Annotated in this window: 13 protein-coding genes; 7 read left to right on the forward strand and 6 right to left on the reverse strand. The window is 72.2% G+C overall.

Annotated features, from left to right (window positions below; translation table 11 throughout):
* Nucleotides 1–17: 17 nt before the first annotated feature.
* From ACFU6I_RS01535 to ACFU6I_RS01545, 3 genes are read right to left on the reverse strand one after another with little or no spacing between them, the layout of a single operon-like run.
* Nucleotides 18–1,412, reverse strand: coding sequence for a M1 family metallopeptidase (locus tag ACFU6I_RS01535; RefSeq protein ID WP_384360179.1), 1,395 nt, complete (start codon nt 1,410–1,412; stop codon nt 18–20).
* A 48-nt stretch (nt 1,413–1,460) separates the two neighbouring features.
* Nucleotides 1,461–2,063, reverse strand: coding sequence for an ankyrin repeat domain-containing protein (locus tag ACFU6I_RS01540; RefSeq protein WP_384360181.1), 603 nt, complete (start codon nt 2,061–2,063; stop codon nt 1,461–1,463).
* A 32-nt stretch (nt 2,064–2,095) separates the two neighbouring features.
* The gene (locus ACFU6I_RS01545; protein ID WP_384360183.1) at nt 2,096–2,653 is read right to left on the reverse strand and encodes a heme-binding protein; all 558 of its coding nucleotides are present in this window, start codon (nt 2,651–2,653) and stop codon (nt 2,096–2,098) included.
* Between the two features lie 311 nt (nt 2,654–2,964).
* On the opposite strand from ACFU6I_RS01545, the gene ACFU6I_RS01550 reads away from it, so the two are divergent.
* The 3 genes from ACFU6I_RS01550 (at nt 2,965) to ACFU6I_RS01560 (ending at nt 5,379) form a co-directional block, all read left to right on the forward strand.
* Nucleotides 2,965–4,143, forward strand: coding sequence for a sensor histidine kinase (locus ACFU6I_RS01550; protein WP_384360229.1), 1,179 nt, complete (start codon nt 2,965–2,967; stop codon nt 4,141–4,143).
* Nucleotides 4,140–4,766: a response regulator gene (locus tag ACFU6I_RS01555; protein WP_376345531.1), complete on the forward strand. Its 627-nt coding sequence runs from the start codon at nt 4,140–4,142 to the stop codon at nt 4,764–4,766. Before ACFU6I_RS01550 ends, ACFU6I_RS01555 begins: the two co-directional genes overlap by 4 nt.
* Before the next feature lie 115 nt (nt 4,767–4,881).
* A complete protein-coding gene (locus ACFU6I_RS01560) occupies nt 4,882–5,379 on the forward strand; it encodes a hypothetical protein (RefSeq protein WP_037692856.1) in 498 nt (165 codons plus the stop codon).
* Between the two features lie 20 nt (nt 5,380–5,399).
* On the opposite strand, the gene ACFU6I_RS01565 is transcribed toward ACFU6I_RS01560, so the two are convergent.
* On the reverse strand, nt 5,400–6,086 hold the full coding sequence (locus ACFU6I_RS01565) for a pentapeptide repeat-containing protein (RefSeq protein ID WP_384360185.1): 687 nt from the start codon (nt 6,084–6,086) through the stop codon (nt 5,400–5,402).
* 113 nt (nt 6,087–6,199) lie between these two features.
* On the opposite strand from ACFU6I_RS01565, the gene ACFU6I_RS01570 reads away from it, so the two are divergent.
* Nucleotides 6,200–7,429, forward strand: coding sequence for an NAD(P)-binding protein (locus ACFU6I_RS01570; RefSeq protein ID WP_384360187.1), 1,230 nt, complete (start codon nt 6,200–6,202; stop codon nt 7,427–7,429).
* Between the two features lie 46 nt (nt 7,430–7,475).
* Nucleotides 7,476–8,477 (forward strand): zinc-binding dehydrogenase, encoded by a 1,002-nt coding sequence (locus tag ACFU6I_RS01575; protein ID WP_384360189.1) that lies wholly within the window; start codon nt 7,476–7,478, stop codon nt 8,475–8,477.
* Between the two features lie 7 nt (nt 8,478–8,484).
* Here the strand turns inward: ACFU6I_RS01575 and ACFU6I_RS01580 are convergent, their stop codons facing one another.
* Together ACFU6I_RS01580 and ACFU6I_RS01585 are read right to left on the reverse strand one after the other, a co-directional pair.
* Nucleotides 8,485–8,958 (reverse strand): GNAT family N-acetyltransferase, encoded by a 474-nt coding sequence (locus ACFU6I_RS01580; protein WP_266983088.1) that lies wholly within the window; start codon nt 8,956–8,958, stop codon nt 8,485–8,487.
* Between the two features lie 38 nt (nt 8,959–8,996).
* Nucleotides 8,997–9,908, reverse strand: a complete 912-nt coding sequence (locus ACFU6I_RS01585) for an aminoglycoside phosphotransferase family protein (RefSeq protein WP_384360191.1) — start codon at nt 9,906–9,908, stop codon at nt 8,997–8,999.
* A 33-nt stretch (nt 9,909–9,941) separates the two neighbouring features.
* On the opposite strand from ACFU6I_RS01585, the gene ACFU6I_RS01590 reads away from it, so the two are divergent.
* On the forward strand, nt 9,942–10,610 hold the full coding sequence (locus ACFU6I_RS01590) for a rhomboid-like protein (RefSeq protein ID WP_384360193.1): 669 nt from the start codon (nt 9,942–9,944) through the stop codon (nt 10,608–10,610).
* Between the two features lie 48 nt (nt 10,611–10,658).
* Nucleotides 10,659–12,068: an NAD(P)/FAD-dependent oxidoreductase gene (locus ACFU6I_RS01595; protein WP_384360195.1), complete on the forward strand. Its 1,410-nt coding sequence runs from the start codon at nt 10,659–10,661 to the stop codon at nt 12,066–12,068.
* Nucleotides 12,069–12,375 lie beyond the last annotated feature (307 nt).

A 12,375-nucleotide genomic window follows, 5' to 3' on the forward strand; every position in this document is an offset into this window, starting at 1 on the left:
GCGGTTCCCGGAGCCGGTCAGTCCTTCGCGGCGGGCCGGCTCCTTCCGTACAGCCAGGTGTTCCACAGGTTCGTCAGATCCAGGCCGGTCGTCTTCTCCACGTAGGCGGTGAAGTCGGCCGTCGACGCGTTGCCGTGCCGGTGTGCCTTCGTCCAGCCGCTGACGAGGGCGAAGAACCGCCCGTCGTCGCCCACCGCCTGACGGATTTTGTGGATCACCATCGCCCCGCGCCCGTACACCGGCGGCTGAGAGATGTCCGCGGCCGTCGGCGGATCGGCCGGCGGAAACGCCCAGTTGGCATCGCTCGCGAAGGCGCGGTCGAAACTGTCCTGGACGGGGACGCCCTCCTTGTCCGCCTGCCACAGCCACTCCGCGTACGTCGCGAAACCCTCGTTGAGCCACATGTCCCGCCAGCTCTCGGGCGTGACGGAGTCCCCGAACCACTGGTGGGACATCTCGTGGACGAGGAGCCCGACGTCCGGCGGGCCGGGGAAGAACGGACGGTTCTGGGTCTCCAGCGCATACCCGGCGTCGTTCGGACGGTCGACGATCGCGCCGGTCGAGGAGAACGGATACGGCCCGAAGCGCTCGGCCTCCCACTTCACGACCTCGGGGATCCGGGCCAGGGTCCGGGCGCTGGCCGCCGCCGACTTCGGGTCCACGGCCGTGAACACCTTGATGCCGTCAGGGGTCGTCGACGTCTTCGTGTCGAAGTGTCCGATGGCGAGCGTCGCGAGATAGGTCGCCATGGGCGCGGCGGTGTGCCAGTGGTACGTGGTGGTGCCCCCGGAGGTCCTGCGGGACGCCAGCTCACCGTTGGACACGGCGGTCAGGCCCTTGGGAACGGTGACCGTGAGGTCGTAGGACGCCTTGTCGCTCGGGTGGTTGTTGCCGGGGAACCAGGCCATCGCCCCGACCGGCTCACCGAGCGCCACCGATCCGTCCGCCGTCCTCAGCCAGCCCTCCTTCGAGTTGTCCGGGTCGGTGAGGGTCAGCGGGGAGCCGGAGTAGCGGACGACCGTGCGGAACGTCCTGCCCTTGTGGAGGTGGCTCTCCACCTCGGCATCGGGGCGCAGCGTCAGCTCGTGGGCCGCCCGGTTGACGGCGGCCGGGCGCCCCTCGACCTGCGCGGAATCGACGGTCAGCCCGGCCAGGTCGAGATTGAAGGCGCTGAGGTCCTGGGTGGCGCGCGCGGTGATCACGGCAGTGCCGCGCAGGTGCTGGGTGGCCGGATCGACGTCGAAGGTGAGGTCGTAGTGGCTGACGTCGTACCCGCCGTTGCCGGCCTTCGGGAAGTACGGGTCGCGCAGACCGGCGGCGCTGGGGGTGCCCTCCACACCGCCGGAGCAGCCGGCGGTGAGGGAGACGACGGTGGTCGTGGCGAGGGCCAGGATCAGAGCGGTGGGGCGCACACCGCTGATCCTATGTGCGGAATGTCTGTTTGGCGGATCGGCGGATACTCACCTCGGGTCCTGGTTCCGCAGCAGCGCCGCGATCTCCGCGAACCCGCGTCGCTCCGCGTGTTCCAGCGCCGTCACCCCGTCGCCGTCCGGCAGACCGGGGGTCGCGCCCGCCGCCAGCAGCAGTTCGACGATCTCCTGGTGCGCCCGGCCGCCGTCGCCCAGGATCACGGCCTCCAGCAGGGCGGTCCAGCCGAGCCGGTTGACGTGGTCGACGTCGATGTCCGTGACGCGGAGCAGCTCCCGTACGTAACCGACATGGCCGCGCTCGCTCGCCGGGATCAGCGCGATCCCGCCGAACCGGTTACGGAGCTTCAGGTCGGGTCCGGCCGGCAGCAGGGTGTGCAGCATCGCGACACTGCCGGTGACGCCGGTCGCCAGCCAGGGACTGTCGTCGCGCCGGTCCTGCGCATCGGGGTCCGCACCCGCCTCGACGAGCAGCCGTGCGAGCTCGACGTGATCGCCGTGGACGGCGAGGAGCAGCGGGGTACGCCGCTCCTCGTCGCGGGCGTCGACGCGGGCGCCGCCCTCGATCGCGGTGCGTGCGGCATCGGCGTCACCGGTGCGCGCGGCTCGGAGCAGGTCGTGATCGAGGGCGTTCATCCGTGGTCTCTCCCGGGCTGTTGGGGGCTGTCCTACTTCGCGAGTGCGGCGACGCCCGCCTGGGCGAACTTCTCGTCGAGGTCGCCGCTGGGGGCACCGGCCACGCCGATGCCGGCCACCGGTGCACCCTTGACCTGCACCGGGGCGCCGCCCGCGAGGAACAGGGTGCCAGGGATGTCCTTCAGGTTCGGAGCCTGGGCCAGACGACCGGCGAGCACGGAGGTGGGGGCGTTCCAGGAGACGGCGGTGTACGCCTTCTTCTCGGCGGACTCGTACGCCTGCGGGCCGGAGCCGTCGCCGCGCAGCGTCACCATGGTGTTGCCGTTCCGGTCGACGACGGCGACCGAGACGCGCTGGTTCTCCTTCTCGGCGGCGTCGAGGGCGGCGCGCGCGGCCTCGGTGGCGGCGGCGACGGTCAGGTGGGTGGTCTGCTGGAGGTTCCGGTTCGCCGTGTCGGCCGTGACGGCGGCGGCAGGGGCAGCGGCGGGGGCGGAGGCGCTCGCGGACACGGCACCGAAGGTTCCGGCACCGAGCGCGGCGGCGGCGACGGCACCGGTGAGGACACGGGTGCGCAGCGACATCTTCTTCATGGTGGGGCTCCTCGACGATTCGACGGTGTTTCCGCCCGGCGGTGTTCCGGTCGGGCGGTGTCCGGCTCTGCGTTCGATCCTCCGGCCGGATCCGGTCCCGTAACGTCGACGTACCGGCTCGACACCGCGGGCGGGACGGCTGACGGCCCCATCGGCCGATCGGTTGATGCGGGGGTCGGCCCACCGGGTCACCATGGATGTGTCTGCGCAGGTCAGCAGCTGCTCTTCGGCAGTAGGCAGGGAGTACGAGGTACGAGGTGGAGCACCCAACCGAAGCCGCCGACCCGGATGCCCGGTGGCTCGCGCTGCTCATGCACGCCGCGTTCTTCCTGCTGCTCGGCGCCTCCCTGGCCCGCTTCCTGCTCCGCCACCCGGGCGAGGACCGCACCCCGTGGATCATCGCGCTGTCCGTCACGCTCGCCGCGCTGTATCTGCTGGGCCCGGTGCTCGGCTCACGCCCCACCCCGCGCCGGCTGGCCTGGATCGCCGTGCTCGTGGCCGTGTGGATGGTGCTCGTCGTCCTCGCGCCGAGCTTCGCCTGGTGCGCGGTGCCGCTCTTCTACACCGGGCTGCGGCTGCTCCCGCCGCGCGCCGCGCTCGCCCTCGTCGCACTGCTCACCGTGTTCGTCGTGGCCGCGCAGCTGCGGCTCGCTCACGGCTTCGACCCGAATCTGGTGCTCGCGCCCCCCGCCGTGGCGGCCATCGCGACCGCGGTCTTCGTCCATATGCAGCGCCAGGCCGTGCACCAGCGCGAACTGATCGACGATCTGCTGCGTACCCGCCGCGAACTCGCCGCCACCGAACGCCGCGAAGGCACCCTCGCCGAACGCCAGCGGCTCTCCATGGAGATCCACGACACCCTCGCGCAGGGCCTGTCCAGTCAGCAGATGCTGCTCCAGGCCGCGGACCGCACCTGGGACGCGGACCAGGCGACCGCCCGCCGCCACGTCCGCACGGCCACAGGCATCGCCGAACGCAACCTCGCCGAAGCCCGCCGCTTCGTCCACGACCTGGCACCGGCGGATCTCGCGGAGGGCGGCGGCCTGGAGGCGGCGCTGCACGCACTCGCCGCCCGCGAAACGGTGCAGTCCCAGGGGCTGCTCATGGTCCGCTGCCATGTGGAGGGGACGCCGCACGCGGCGCTGCCCGACCGGGTGCAGTCCGCACTGCTGCGCATCGCCCAGGGCGCGCTGGCCAATGCGAGGGAGCACGCGGACGCCACGGAGGCCGCGCTGACACTGACCCACCTGGACGACCGGACCGTCCTGGACATCGCCGACAACGGCCGCGGCTTCACCCCGCCCGCACCGGCCGCCCTGCGTCCGGCGGCGGGCGTACGCGGCCACGGGCTGCCCGCGATGCGCGCCCGGCTGCACCAGCTCGGCGGCACGCTCACGATCGAATCGGCACCGGGCGAGGGAACCGTCGTCTCCGCCGCGGTCCCCCTGCCCGCCCCCGCCCCGTCGCCCTCGTCGGAGGAACCCTCATGACCTCACCCGCCGTACGGATCCTGCTCTGCGACGACCACGCCGTCGTACGCGCCGGACTGCTCGCCCTCCTCGGCAGCGAACCGGACATCGAGGTCGCCGGCGAGGCGGGCAGCGGCGAGGAGGCCGTCGCCCTGGCCGCCCGGCTCACCCCCGACGTCGTCCTGATGGACCTCCAACTGGGCGAAGGAATCGACGGCGTCGAGGCCACCCGTCGCATCGCGGCGACGGGCGTCCACGTCCTCGTCCTCACGACGTACGACACGGACGCCGACATCACCCGCGCCATCGAGGCGGGCGCCACCGGCTATCTGCTGAAGGCGGAACGCCCGGAGGAACTGTTCGCCGCGATCCGCTCGGCGGCCCAGGGCCGCACCACGCTCTCCCCACCGGTCGCCAGCCGTGTCATGGCCCGCATGCGCCGTCCCCTGCCGACGCTCACCGACCGCGAACGCGACATCCTGGGCCAGCTGTCCCAGGGCCTGGGCAACCGGGACATCGCCCGGGCCCTGTTCATCAGCGAGGCCACGGTCAAGACGCACCTGGGCCGCATCTACGACAAACTCGGCGTCGACACCCGCGCGGGCGCCGTGGCCGTGGCGAAGGAGCAGCGGCTGCTGCCGTGAGCCGGGCCGCCTGCGGCGAGGACCGCCGCATCGCCACGCGCCCGCGGTCCCCCGGGCAGCGGGGCAACCCACCGCTCCGGCGTTGACGCACCCCCGGGCATGACACCATCGAACTGTGCTCGACATCGGCTACTCCCTCTCCCGACGCTTCCCCGATCCCCCGCAGACCGACTACCGCCGCGCGGACGTCCACGCCCTGCGGCACGACCTGTTCTCCGGGGACGTCTACCTCGCGGACACCAAGGCGGACCGCGAGGTATCCACAGCCTGGGGATGGGTGCCCGTGCTCGACTTCGCCTGGGCGCTCTGCGACATCGTCGAGCAGATCGACCAGGACCCCCGCGGCAGCCGGTCGCACCGGCGGCAGTTCGCCGAGCTGGACTTCACCGAGTCGTCCGACCGGATGCTCTTCGAGCGCCGCTTCGGCTGGGTCGATGTCGAAGCCGACTGGATGCCCGGCGACGAGCCCCCGCTCACCTTCAGCCACTCCCTGCTGCGCCGCGAGGCCCGCGACTTCCTGCACGACCTGATCGCGGACCTCGCCGACATGCATGAGGGGCTCGCCGACAACCCTGTGATCTGGGACCTCCAGGCCCGCTTCCCCCGGGTCTGACGAGCGGACCCGGACACCCCTCACGCCTCCACCCGCACCCCGATCTGCGCCGCGAACGCCGGGGCCAGTTCCATCAGCTGCACCGGGCTGATCACCGCCCCCGCCAGCCGCTCCACCCCACGCGCGATGTCCAGCTCGGCGGCCGTCCGCAGGTCCACCGACTCCATCCGTGCGGAACTGAAGTCGGCCCGCTTCAGCACACAGTCCCGGAACTCCACCCGCACCAGCTGCGCGTCCCCGAAGTCCGGCTCCGCCAGCACACAGCCCTCGAAGACCACGTCCTTCAGCCGTGCCGTGCGCAGGTTCAGATAGTCGATCTTCCCGCCGCGCACATGGACCCGCTCCAGCACCGCGCCGTGCAGCTGCACCCCGCCCAGCCGCGCGTCCACCACCTCCACATCGCGCAGCGACGCCCCCGCGAGATCGGTGCCCACCCCCCGCACCCCCGTCAGGACCGAGTCGATGAAGCGGGCCCTGATCAGCTCCGTACGGTCGAGCGCGCATCCCTCCAGCGCACAGTCCATGAACCGGGCGCCCGGACCCGACTCGTCCGCGAAGTCCGTCCCCTCGAACCGCACACCGTCGTAGTCCCCGTCCGGCTCCAGCCCCTCCCCGTCGTACGGAACGAGCGGCGGCAACCGCACCTCCGGCCGTCGCGCCGCCGCAACGGCATCCTTCCCGCCACCACTCCTGCTGTTACGTGCCATGGCCCCATCGTGGCCCACGCCACTGACAACGCCCCCGCGCCGATGTCACACCCAGGCCCTCTTCGGACGTCACCTCTTTGTCATCGTTCACGACGACGAGGAGACAGGGACGCATGCAGCGCATCCACATCATCGGCGGCGGACTCGCCGGGTTCACCGCAGCGATCACAGCCGCCGAGTCCGGCGCCATGGTGACCGTCCACGAGGCCCACCACACGCTCGGCGGCCGCGCCAGGACCACCGAGGGCCCCTACCGCACCAACGAAGGACCCCACGCCCTCTACCGGCACGGACCGCACTGGGCCTGGCTCGCACAGCGCGATCTCCTCGGCCCGGTCGCCACGGCACCGCTCCTCCGAGCCACCCGGCTCCGTTTCCGGCTGGGCGGCACCCTGCGCCGCACCCCGCCGCCAGGCCTCCTCCGGCTCGTCCGCCGCCGCGCCGGACACGCCCCCGTCGACACCGACTTCCGTACCTGGGCCACCGGCCGGGCCGGCGAGGAGACCGCCCGCGCGGCCGCGCACCACGCCGCCGTCGCGCTCTTCCACCACGACCCCGGTTCGCTCTCCGCCGCGTTCGTCCAGGAACGGCTGCGCCGCGCCGCCGCGCTGCCGCCCGAGGCACGCCACCCGGTCGGCGGCTGGGCGCAGATCATCGACCGGATGGCCGCCCGCGCCTGGAACATGAGCGTCCGGATCGAGACGGCGACCCGGATCGGCCCGGGCACCCTCGACACCCTGGCCCGGACCGGCCCGGTCGTCGTCGCCACCTCCCTCGACGCCGCCCGCGGCCTGCTCAACGACCCCACCCTGACCTGGGACAGCGGCAGGACCGCCCTCATCGACCTGGCCCTGCGCACCCGGCGCGGCGACGCGTCCGCCGTCTGCGACCTGGACGCCCCCGGCTGGATCGAACAGGAGGTCCCGGGGCGTCCACCGGGAAAGCACAGCAGCGCCCAGGAGCGCAGCCTCGCCCCGGCGGGCCGACGGCTCGTCCAGGGCCAGTTCCCCGTCGCCCCCGGCGAGTCGAAGGCCGCCGGAATCGCCCGCGCCGAAGAGCTCCTCGACCTCGGCCACCCGGGCTGGCGCGACCGCACCGAGTGGCGGCGCGAGGCCCTTGCCGTCGGCCGTACGGGCGCGGTCGACCGGCCCGGCACCACCTGGCGGGACCGTCCCGCCATCGACCGCGGCGACGGCATCTACCTCGCGGGCGACCAGGTCGCCGCTCCCGGACTGCTCAGCGAGGTGTCGTTCAACAGCGGGCTGGAGGCGGCCCTGCTCGCCGTCGGAGCGAGCGCACGGTCCCGGACGTCCCGACCCTCCCTTGACCTCGAGCAGGGTTGAGGTCGGAGGGTGATCCCCAAGAGCCAGCCGACCCGGGGAGCCCGCCATGCATGCCGTCCGCCTCCACACCTTCGGACCCGCCGAGAACCTCACGTACGAGACGGCCGACGACCCGGTGCCCGGCCCCGGCCAGGTCCGGATCGCCGTCGCCGCGGCCGGGGTGCACCTCCTGGACACCGCCCTGCGCGAGGGCATGACAGGGCCGTTCCCGGCCCCCGCCGAGCTGCCCACCGTCCCCGGCCGCGAAGTCGCCGGAACGGTCGACGCGCTCGGTGAGGGCACCGACCCCGACTGGCTGGGCAGGCGCGTCGTCGCCCACCTCGGCATGGCCCCCGGCGGCTACGCCGAACTCGCCGTCACCGACGCGGACAAGCTCCACCCAATCCCGCCCGGCCTCGACGAGGCCGAGGCCGTCGCCATGATCGGCACCGGCCGCACCGCCCTGGGCATCCTGCAGTTCACCGAGCTCGGCCCCGACTCGGTCGCCGTCGTCCCCGCCGCGGCGGGCGGCATCGGCACCCTGCTCGTCCAGTACGCCAAGCACGCCGGAGCCACCGTCATCGGCCTCGCCGGCGGACCCGCCAAGGTCGCGGCGGTGAAGGACAACGGCGCCGACCTCGCCGTCGACTACACCCTCCCCGACTGGCCGGCCCGGGTCCGTACGTACCTCGACGGCCTCGGCCGCCGCGCCACCGTCGTCTACGACTCCGTCGGCGGCGTCACCGCGCGCGCCGCCGTCGACCTCCTCGGCAAGGGCGGGCAGCACATCGTCTTCGGCTGGTCCGGCGAGGGACTTCACGACGGGTCGCCGCTCACCTTCAGCGACGAGGAGCTCGCCGAACGCGGCATCACCTCCCGGGGCGTCCTCGGCCCGGCGATGATGCAGAAGGCGGGCGGCCTGCGCGTCCTCGAAGAACGCTCGCTCGCCGAAGCCGCCGCGGGCCGCCTGCGTCCCGCCGTCCAGCGCTTCCCGCTCGCCGAGGCGGCCGCCGCCCACCGCGCCCTGGAGACGCGCGGCACGATGGGCAAGGTCGTCCTCGTCCCCTGAGGGAAGGTCAGCCGCCGAGCTCCGCCAGCGCCCCGTCCGTCAGCCGGTACACCGTCCACTCGTCCTGCGGCCGCGCACCCAGCGACTCGTAGAACGCGATGGACGGGGCGTTCCAGTTCAGCACCGACCACTCCAGACGCTCGTACCCCCGCTCCACACAGATCCGCGCCAGCTCCCTCAGCAGCGCCTTGCCGTGCCCGCCGCCGCGCCGGTCGGGGCGTACGTACAGGTCCTCCAGGTAAATGCCGTGCACCCCGCGCCACGTCGAGAAGTTCAGGAACCAGAGCGCGAAGCCCACGATCTCCCCGTCCTCGTCCGACTCGGCGATGTGCGCATACGCGGCGGGCCGCTCGCCGAACAACGCCTCGTGCAGTTGCTCCTCGGTGGCGTTCGCCTCGTGGAGCGCCTTCTCGTACTCGGCGAGTTCGCGGACCATGGAATGGATGACAGGGACATCGGCAGCAGTAGCGGTACGAATCATGGAGGCAGCGTAAGCAGCCGCCGCCCACCGGCTTCCCTCTACCCCCGGCCCAGCAGCTGCCGGGCGATCTCCGCCTGCTCCGGCCCCAAACGGCTCTCCCCGTCCGTCACGTCCCAGATGCTGTTCTGCAGCGCCCGCCCCAGCGTCCAGGCACGCGCCCGCTCCCGGTCCAGACCGAGAGCCTCCGTCATCAGATCGAACCGCCATCGCACCGTCGACGCGTCGAAGCGGTTGTGCAGGGCGGGCATCAGATCGAAGCCGGGGTCCCCGGCGAGCGGTTTCGGGTCCAGCGCGACCCACTCGTGCGCCCGGCCCTCCTCCGCCCGTCCGGCCAGGATGTTGTCGTAGTGCAGGTCCCAGTGGAGCAGCCGGTCCCCCGGCTCACCAGCCACCTCCCGTACGGCCGCCGCACAGTCCACCAGCAGTCGCCGCTCCTGTGCGTCCGCCAGCCCCGCCACCGCCCGCTCCACCCCGTCCAGCATCCGCTCCACGGCATCCCCCAGCCGTCGCAGCCCGTCCGGCGCCGGTACGGATGTCAGCCGGGCCAACAGCCCCGCGAGCACCTCGACCGCCGTCCGCTCGTCCGCCACCGCCGACAGCGGCCGCCGCTCGTCCAGCCGTTCCAGCAGCATCGTGCCGGTCCCGGCGTCGTGGCCGAGCAGTCCCACCGCCCCGGCGCCCGCCTCGCCCCACGCACGCAGAGCGACCGGCTCCCCCGCCGTCTCCTCGTCCGCCGCCTGGAGCTTCAGCGCCGCCCGCCGGCCGTCCGACGCGCGGACCACCGGCAGCACCAGCGCGCACATCCCATGCATCGCGGCCCCGTCCAGCTGCAGCCCCCACTCGCCCAGGAACCGGTCCGCGAGACCCGGGAGCGCGGCCAGGAACGCCCACCCGGTCTCGCCGCTGTACTTGGACCGGGTGGCGATCAGCGCGTCCGGAATGTCAATCACGCACCCGATCGTAGGCCCGTGCGTCAATCGGTTATGCCCCCCAGCAGCCCGGCCCCGCCCACGAACCCGCTCCCCCTCCCGACGCGCACCCTGCGCGCCGTCCTCCTCTGGATCCGCAGCGCGCCCGGCACGTACATCTGGCTGGCGATCCTCTTCGTCACCACCGTCCTGATGCATCAGATGTCCCCCGACTTCGAGGAGGACTTCCTGCGTCAGCACTCGACCAACATCCACGAGCTGGTCCGCGACCCGGTACGCGTCCTCTTCTCCAGCGCCTTCTGGATCGACGGCGGCAAGTGGTTCCCGTACGCCTTCCTCTTCACGGCCTTCCACGCCCCCGCCGAACGCTGGCTCGGCACGCTGCGCTGGTTCGCGGTCGCCGCGCTCGCGCACGTCCTGGCCACCCTCGTCAGCGAGGGCGTCCTCGCCTGGGCCGTCCGCCACGGGCAGGCACCCGTGTCCGCGGTCAACACCCTGGACGTCGGCGTCAGTTACGCACTCGCGGGCGTCGTCGCCGTCCTCACGTACCACGCCCCCCAACCCTGGCGGTACGCGTACCTCTTCGCCGTCCTCGTCGTCTACGGCATCCCCCTGCTCACCGACCGCACCTTCACCGACCTCGGCCACATCACCGCCGTCATCATCGGCCTCGCGTGCTATCCGCTCACCCGGGGGGAGGACGGAACCGCCTCCGCGCAGTAACGTCCCGCCCCACAGGAACTCGGCTTCACACGGACAAGCAGGGGCAACATGAGCACCGTCAGCACGGTCAACGGCGGAATATCGTTCTGGTACGCGGACCAAGGCACGCCCGTCCCGCGCGAGCCCCTGCCCGGCGACACCACCACAGACGTCTGCATCGTCGGCGGCGGATACACCGGACTCTGGACGGCGTACTACCTCAAGAAGGCCGTGCCCTTCCTGAACATCACCGTCCTCGAGGCGAAGTTCTGCGGCTACGGCGCCTCCGGCCGCAACGGCGGCTGGCTCTACAACGGCATCGCGGGCCGCGACCGCTACGCGAAACTCCACGGCCACGACGCCGCCGTCCGCCTCCAGAAGGCGATGAACGACACCGTCGACGAGGTCGTACGCGTCGCCGCCGAAGAGAACATCGACGCCGACATCCACCAGGGCGGCGTCCTCGAAGTGGCCTACACACCGGCCCAGCTGGCCCGCCTCAAGGACTTCCACTCCGTCGAGATCGCCTTCGGCGAGACCGACCGGGTCCTGCGCGGCGCCCGCGAGACCGCCGAACGCATCCGCGTCACCGGAGCCGTCGGCTCCTCCTGGACGCCGCACGGCGCCCGCCTGCACCCGGTCAAACTCGTCAAGGGGCTCGCCGACGCCGTCGAGGCGCTCGGTGTCACCATCCACGAGTCGACCCCCGTCACCGAGATCAAACCCAAGCACGCCCACACCCCGTACGGCACCGTCCGCGCCCCGTACATCCTGCGCTGCACCGAGGGCTTCACGGCCAACCTCAAGGGCCTGAAGCGCACCTGGCTCCCGATGAACTCATCGATGATCGCCACCGAACCGCTCCCGAAGTCGGTCTGGGACACCATCGGCTGGGACGGCCGCGAGACGCTCGGCGACATGGCGCACGCCTACATGTACGCCCAGCGCACCGCCGACGACCGCATCGCACTCGGCGGCCGGGGCGTCCCGTACCGCTTCGGCTCGAGTGCCGCCCACTTCAACGACACAGCGCGCACCCGGCCCGCCACCATCGAGGCCCTCCGCGAGATCCTGGTCCGCTTCTTCCCCACCACCGCGGGCGCCCGCATCGACCACGCCTGGTCCGGCGTCCTCGGCGTCCCCCGTGACTGGTGCGCCACGGTCACCCTCGACCGCTCCACCGGACTCGGCTGGGCCGGCGGCTACGTCGGCTCCGGCGTCGCCACCACCAACCTCGCCGCCCGCACCCTGCGCGACCTGATCCAGCAGGACTCCGGGCAGTCGGGCCCCACCGACCTGACCACCCTCCCCTGGGTCGACCACAAGGTCCGCCGCTGGGAACCGGAACCCTTCCGCTGGATCGGCGTCCACAGCATGTACGCGGCCTACCGCACCGCGGACCGCCGCGAACTCAGCTCGGCCGAAGCCACGACCGACCCGATCGCCAAGGCGGCGGACCGACTGGCGGGACGGCACTGAAGTACATTCGTTCGCCGATGTCCTTGTTCGGACGCATTGGGTCCCCGCAGATCTGTCATGCGTTGGTCACAGCGGGGCCCCTCGGTTGCACCGTCGGGCCGGGGTTCGCAAGGATGGCGTCGTATCGGATCAGTTGGTGTGGCAGGGGGAAGCGAATGAAGTTCGACATGGGGGCGCAGGTCCTGTCGACTCTGACGTCGAAGTCGCGTGGCTCGAGTGATGACTTGGGCACGTTGATCCGTCAGTTGGTGCAGGCGGCCGCGCCGTTGGAGGGGAAGTTCAACGGTGCGGGGCGGGTGGCGTTCGA

The organism is Streptomyces sp. NPDC057486, assembly GCF_042802415.1.
GTDB classification, from domain to species: domain Bacteria; phylum Actinomycetota; class Actinomycetes; order Streptomycetales; family Streptomycetaceae; genus Streptomyces; species Streptomyces yanii.

Coding starts and splice junctions, on each gene's coding strand:
- ACFU6I_RS01555 (WP_376345531.1), top strand. CDS start 4,140: ATGACCTCACCCGCCGTACGGATCCTGCTCTGCGACGACCACGCCGTC.
- ACFU6I_RS01580 (WP_266983088.1), bottom strand. CDS start 8,958: ATGATTCGTACCGCTACTGCTGCCGATGTCCCTGTCATCCATTCCATG.
- ACFU6I_RS01575 (WP_384360189.1), top strand. CDS start 7,476: ATGCATGCCGTCCGCCTCCACACCTTCGGACCCGCCGAGAACCTCACG.
- ACFU6I_RS01595 (WP_384360195.1), top strand. CDS start 10,659: ATGAGCACCGTCAGCACGGTCAACGGCGGAATATCGTTCTGGTACGCG.
- ACFU6I_RS01590 (WP_384360193.1), top strand. CDS start 9,942: ATGCCCCCCAGCAGCCCGGCCCCGCCCACGAACCCGCTCCCCCTCCCG.
- ACFU6I_RS01545 (WP_384360183.1), bottom strand. CDS start 2,653: ATGAAGAAGATGTCGCTGCGCACCCGTGTCCTCACCGGTGCCGTCGCC.
- ACFU6I_RS01570 (WP_384360187.1), top strand. CDS start 6,200: ATGCAGCGCATCCACATCATCGGCGGCGGACTCGCCGGGTTCACCGCA.
- ACFU6I_RS01540 (WP_384360181.1), bottom strand. CDS start 2,063: ATGAACGCCCTCGATCACGACCTGCTCCGAGCCGCGCGCACCGGTGAC.
- ACFU6I_RS01550 (WP_384360229.1), top strand. CDS start 2,965: ATGCACGCCGCGTTCTTCCTGCTGCTCGGCGCCTCCCTGGCCCGCTTC.
- ACFU6I_RS01565 (WP_384360185.1), bottom strand. CDS start 6,086: ATGGCACGTAACAGCAGGAGTGGTGGCGGGAAGGATGCCGTTGCGGCG.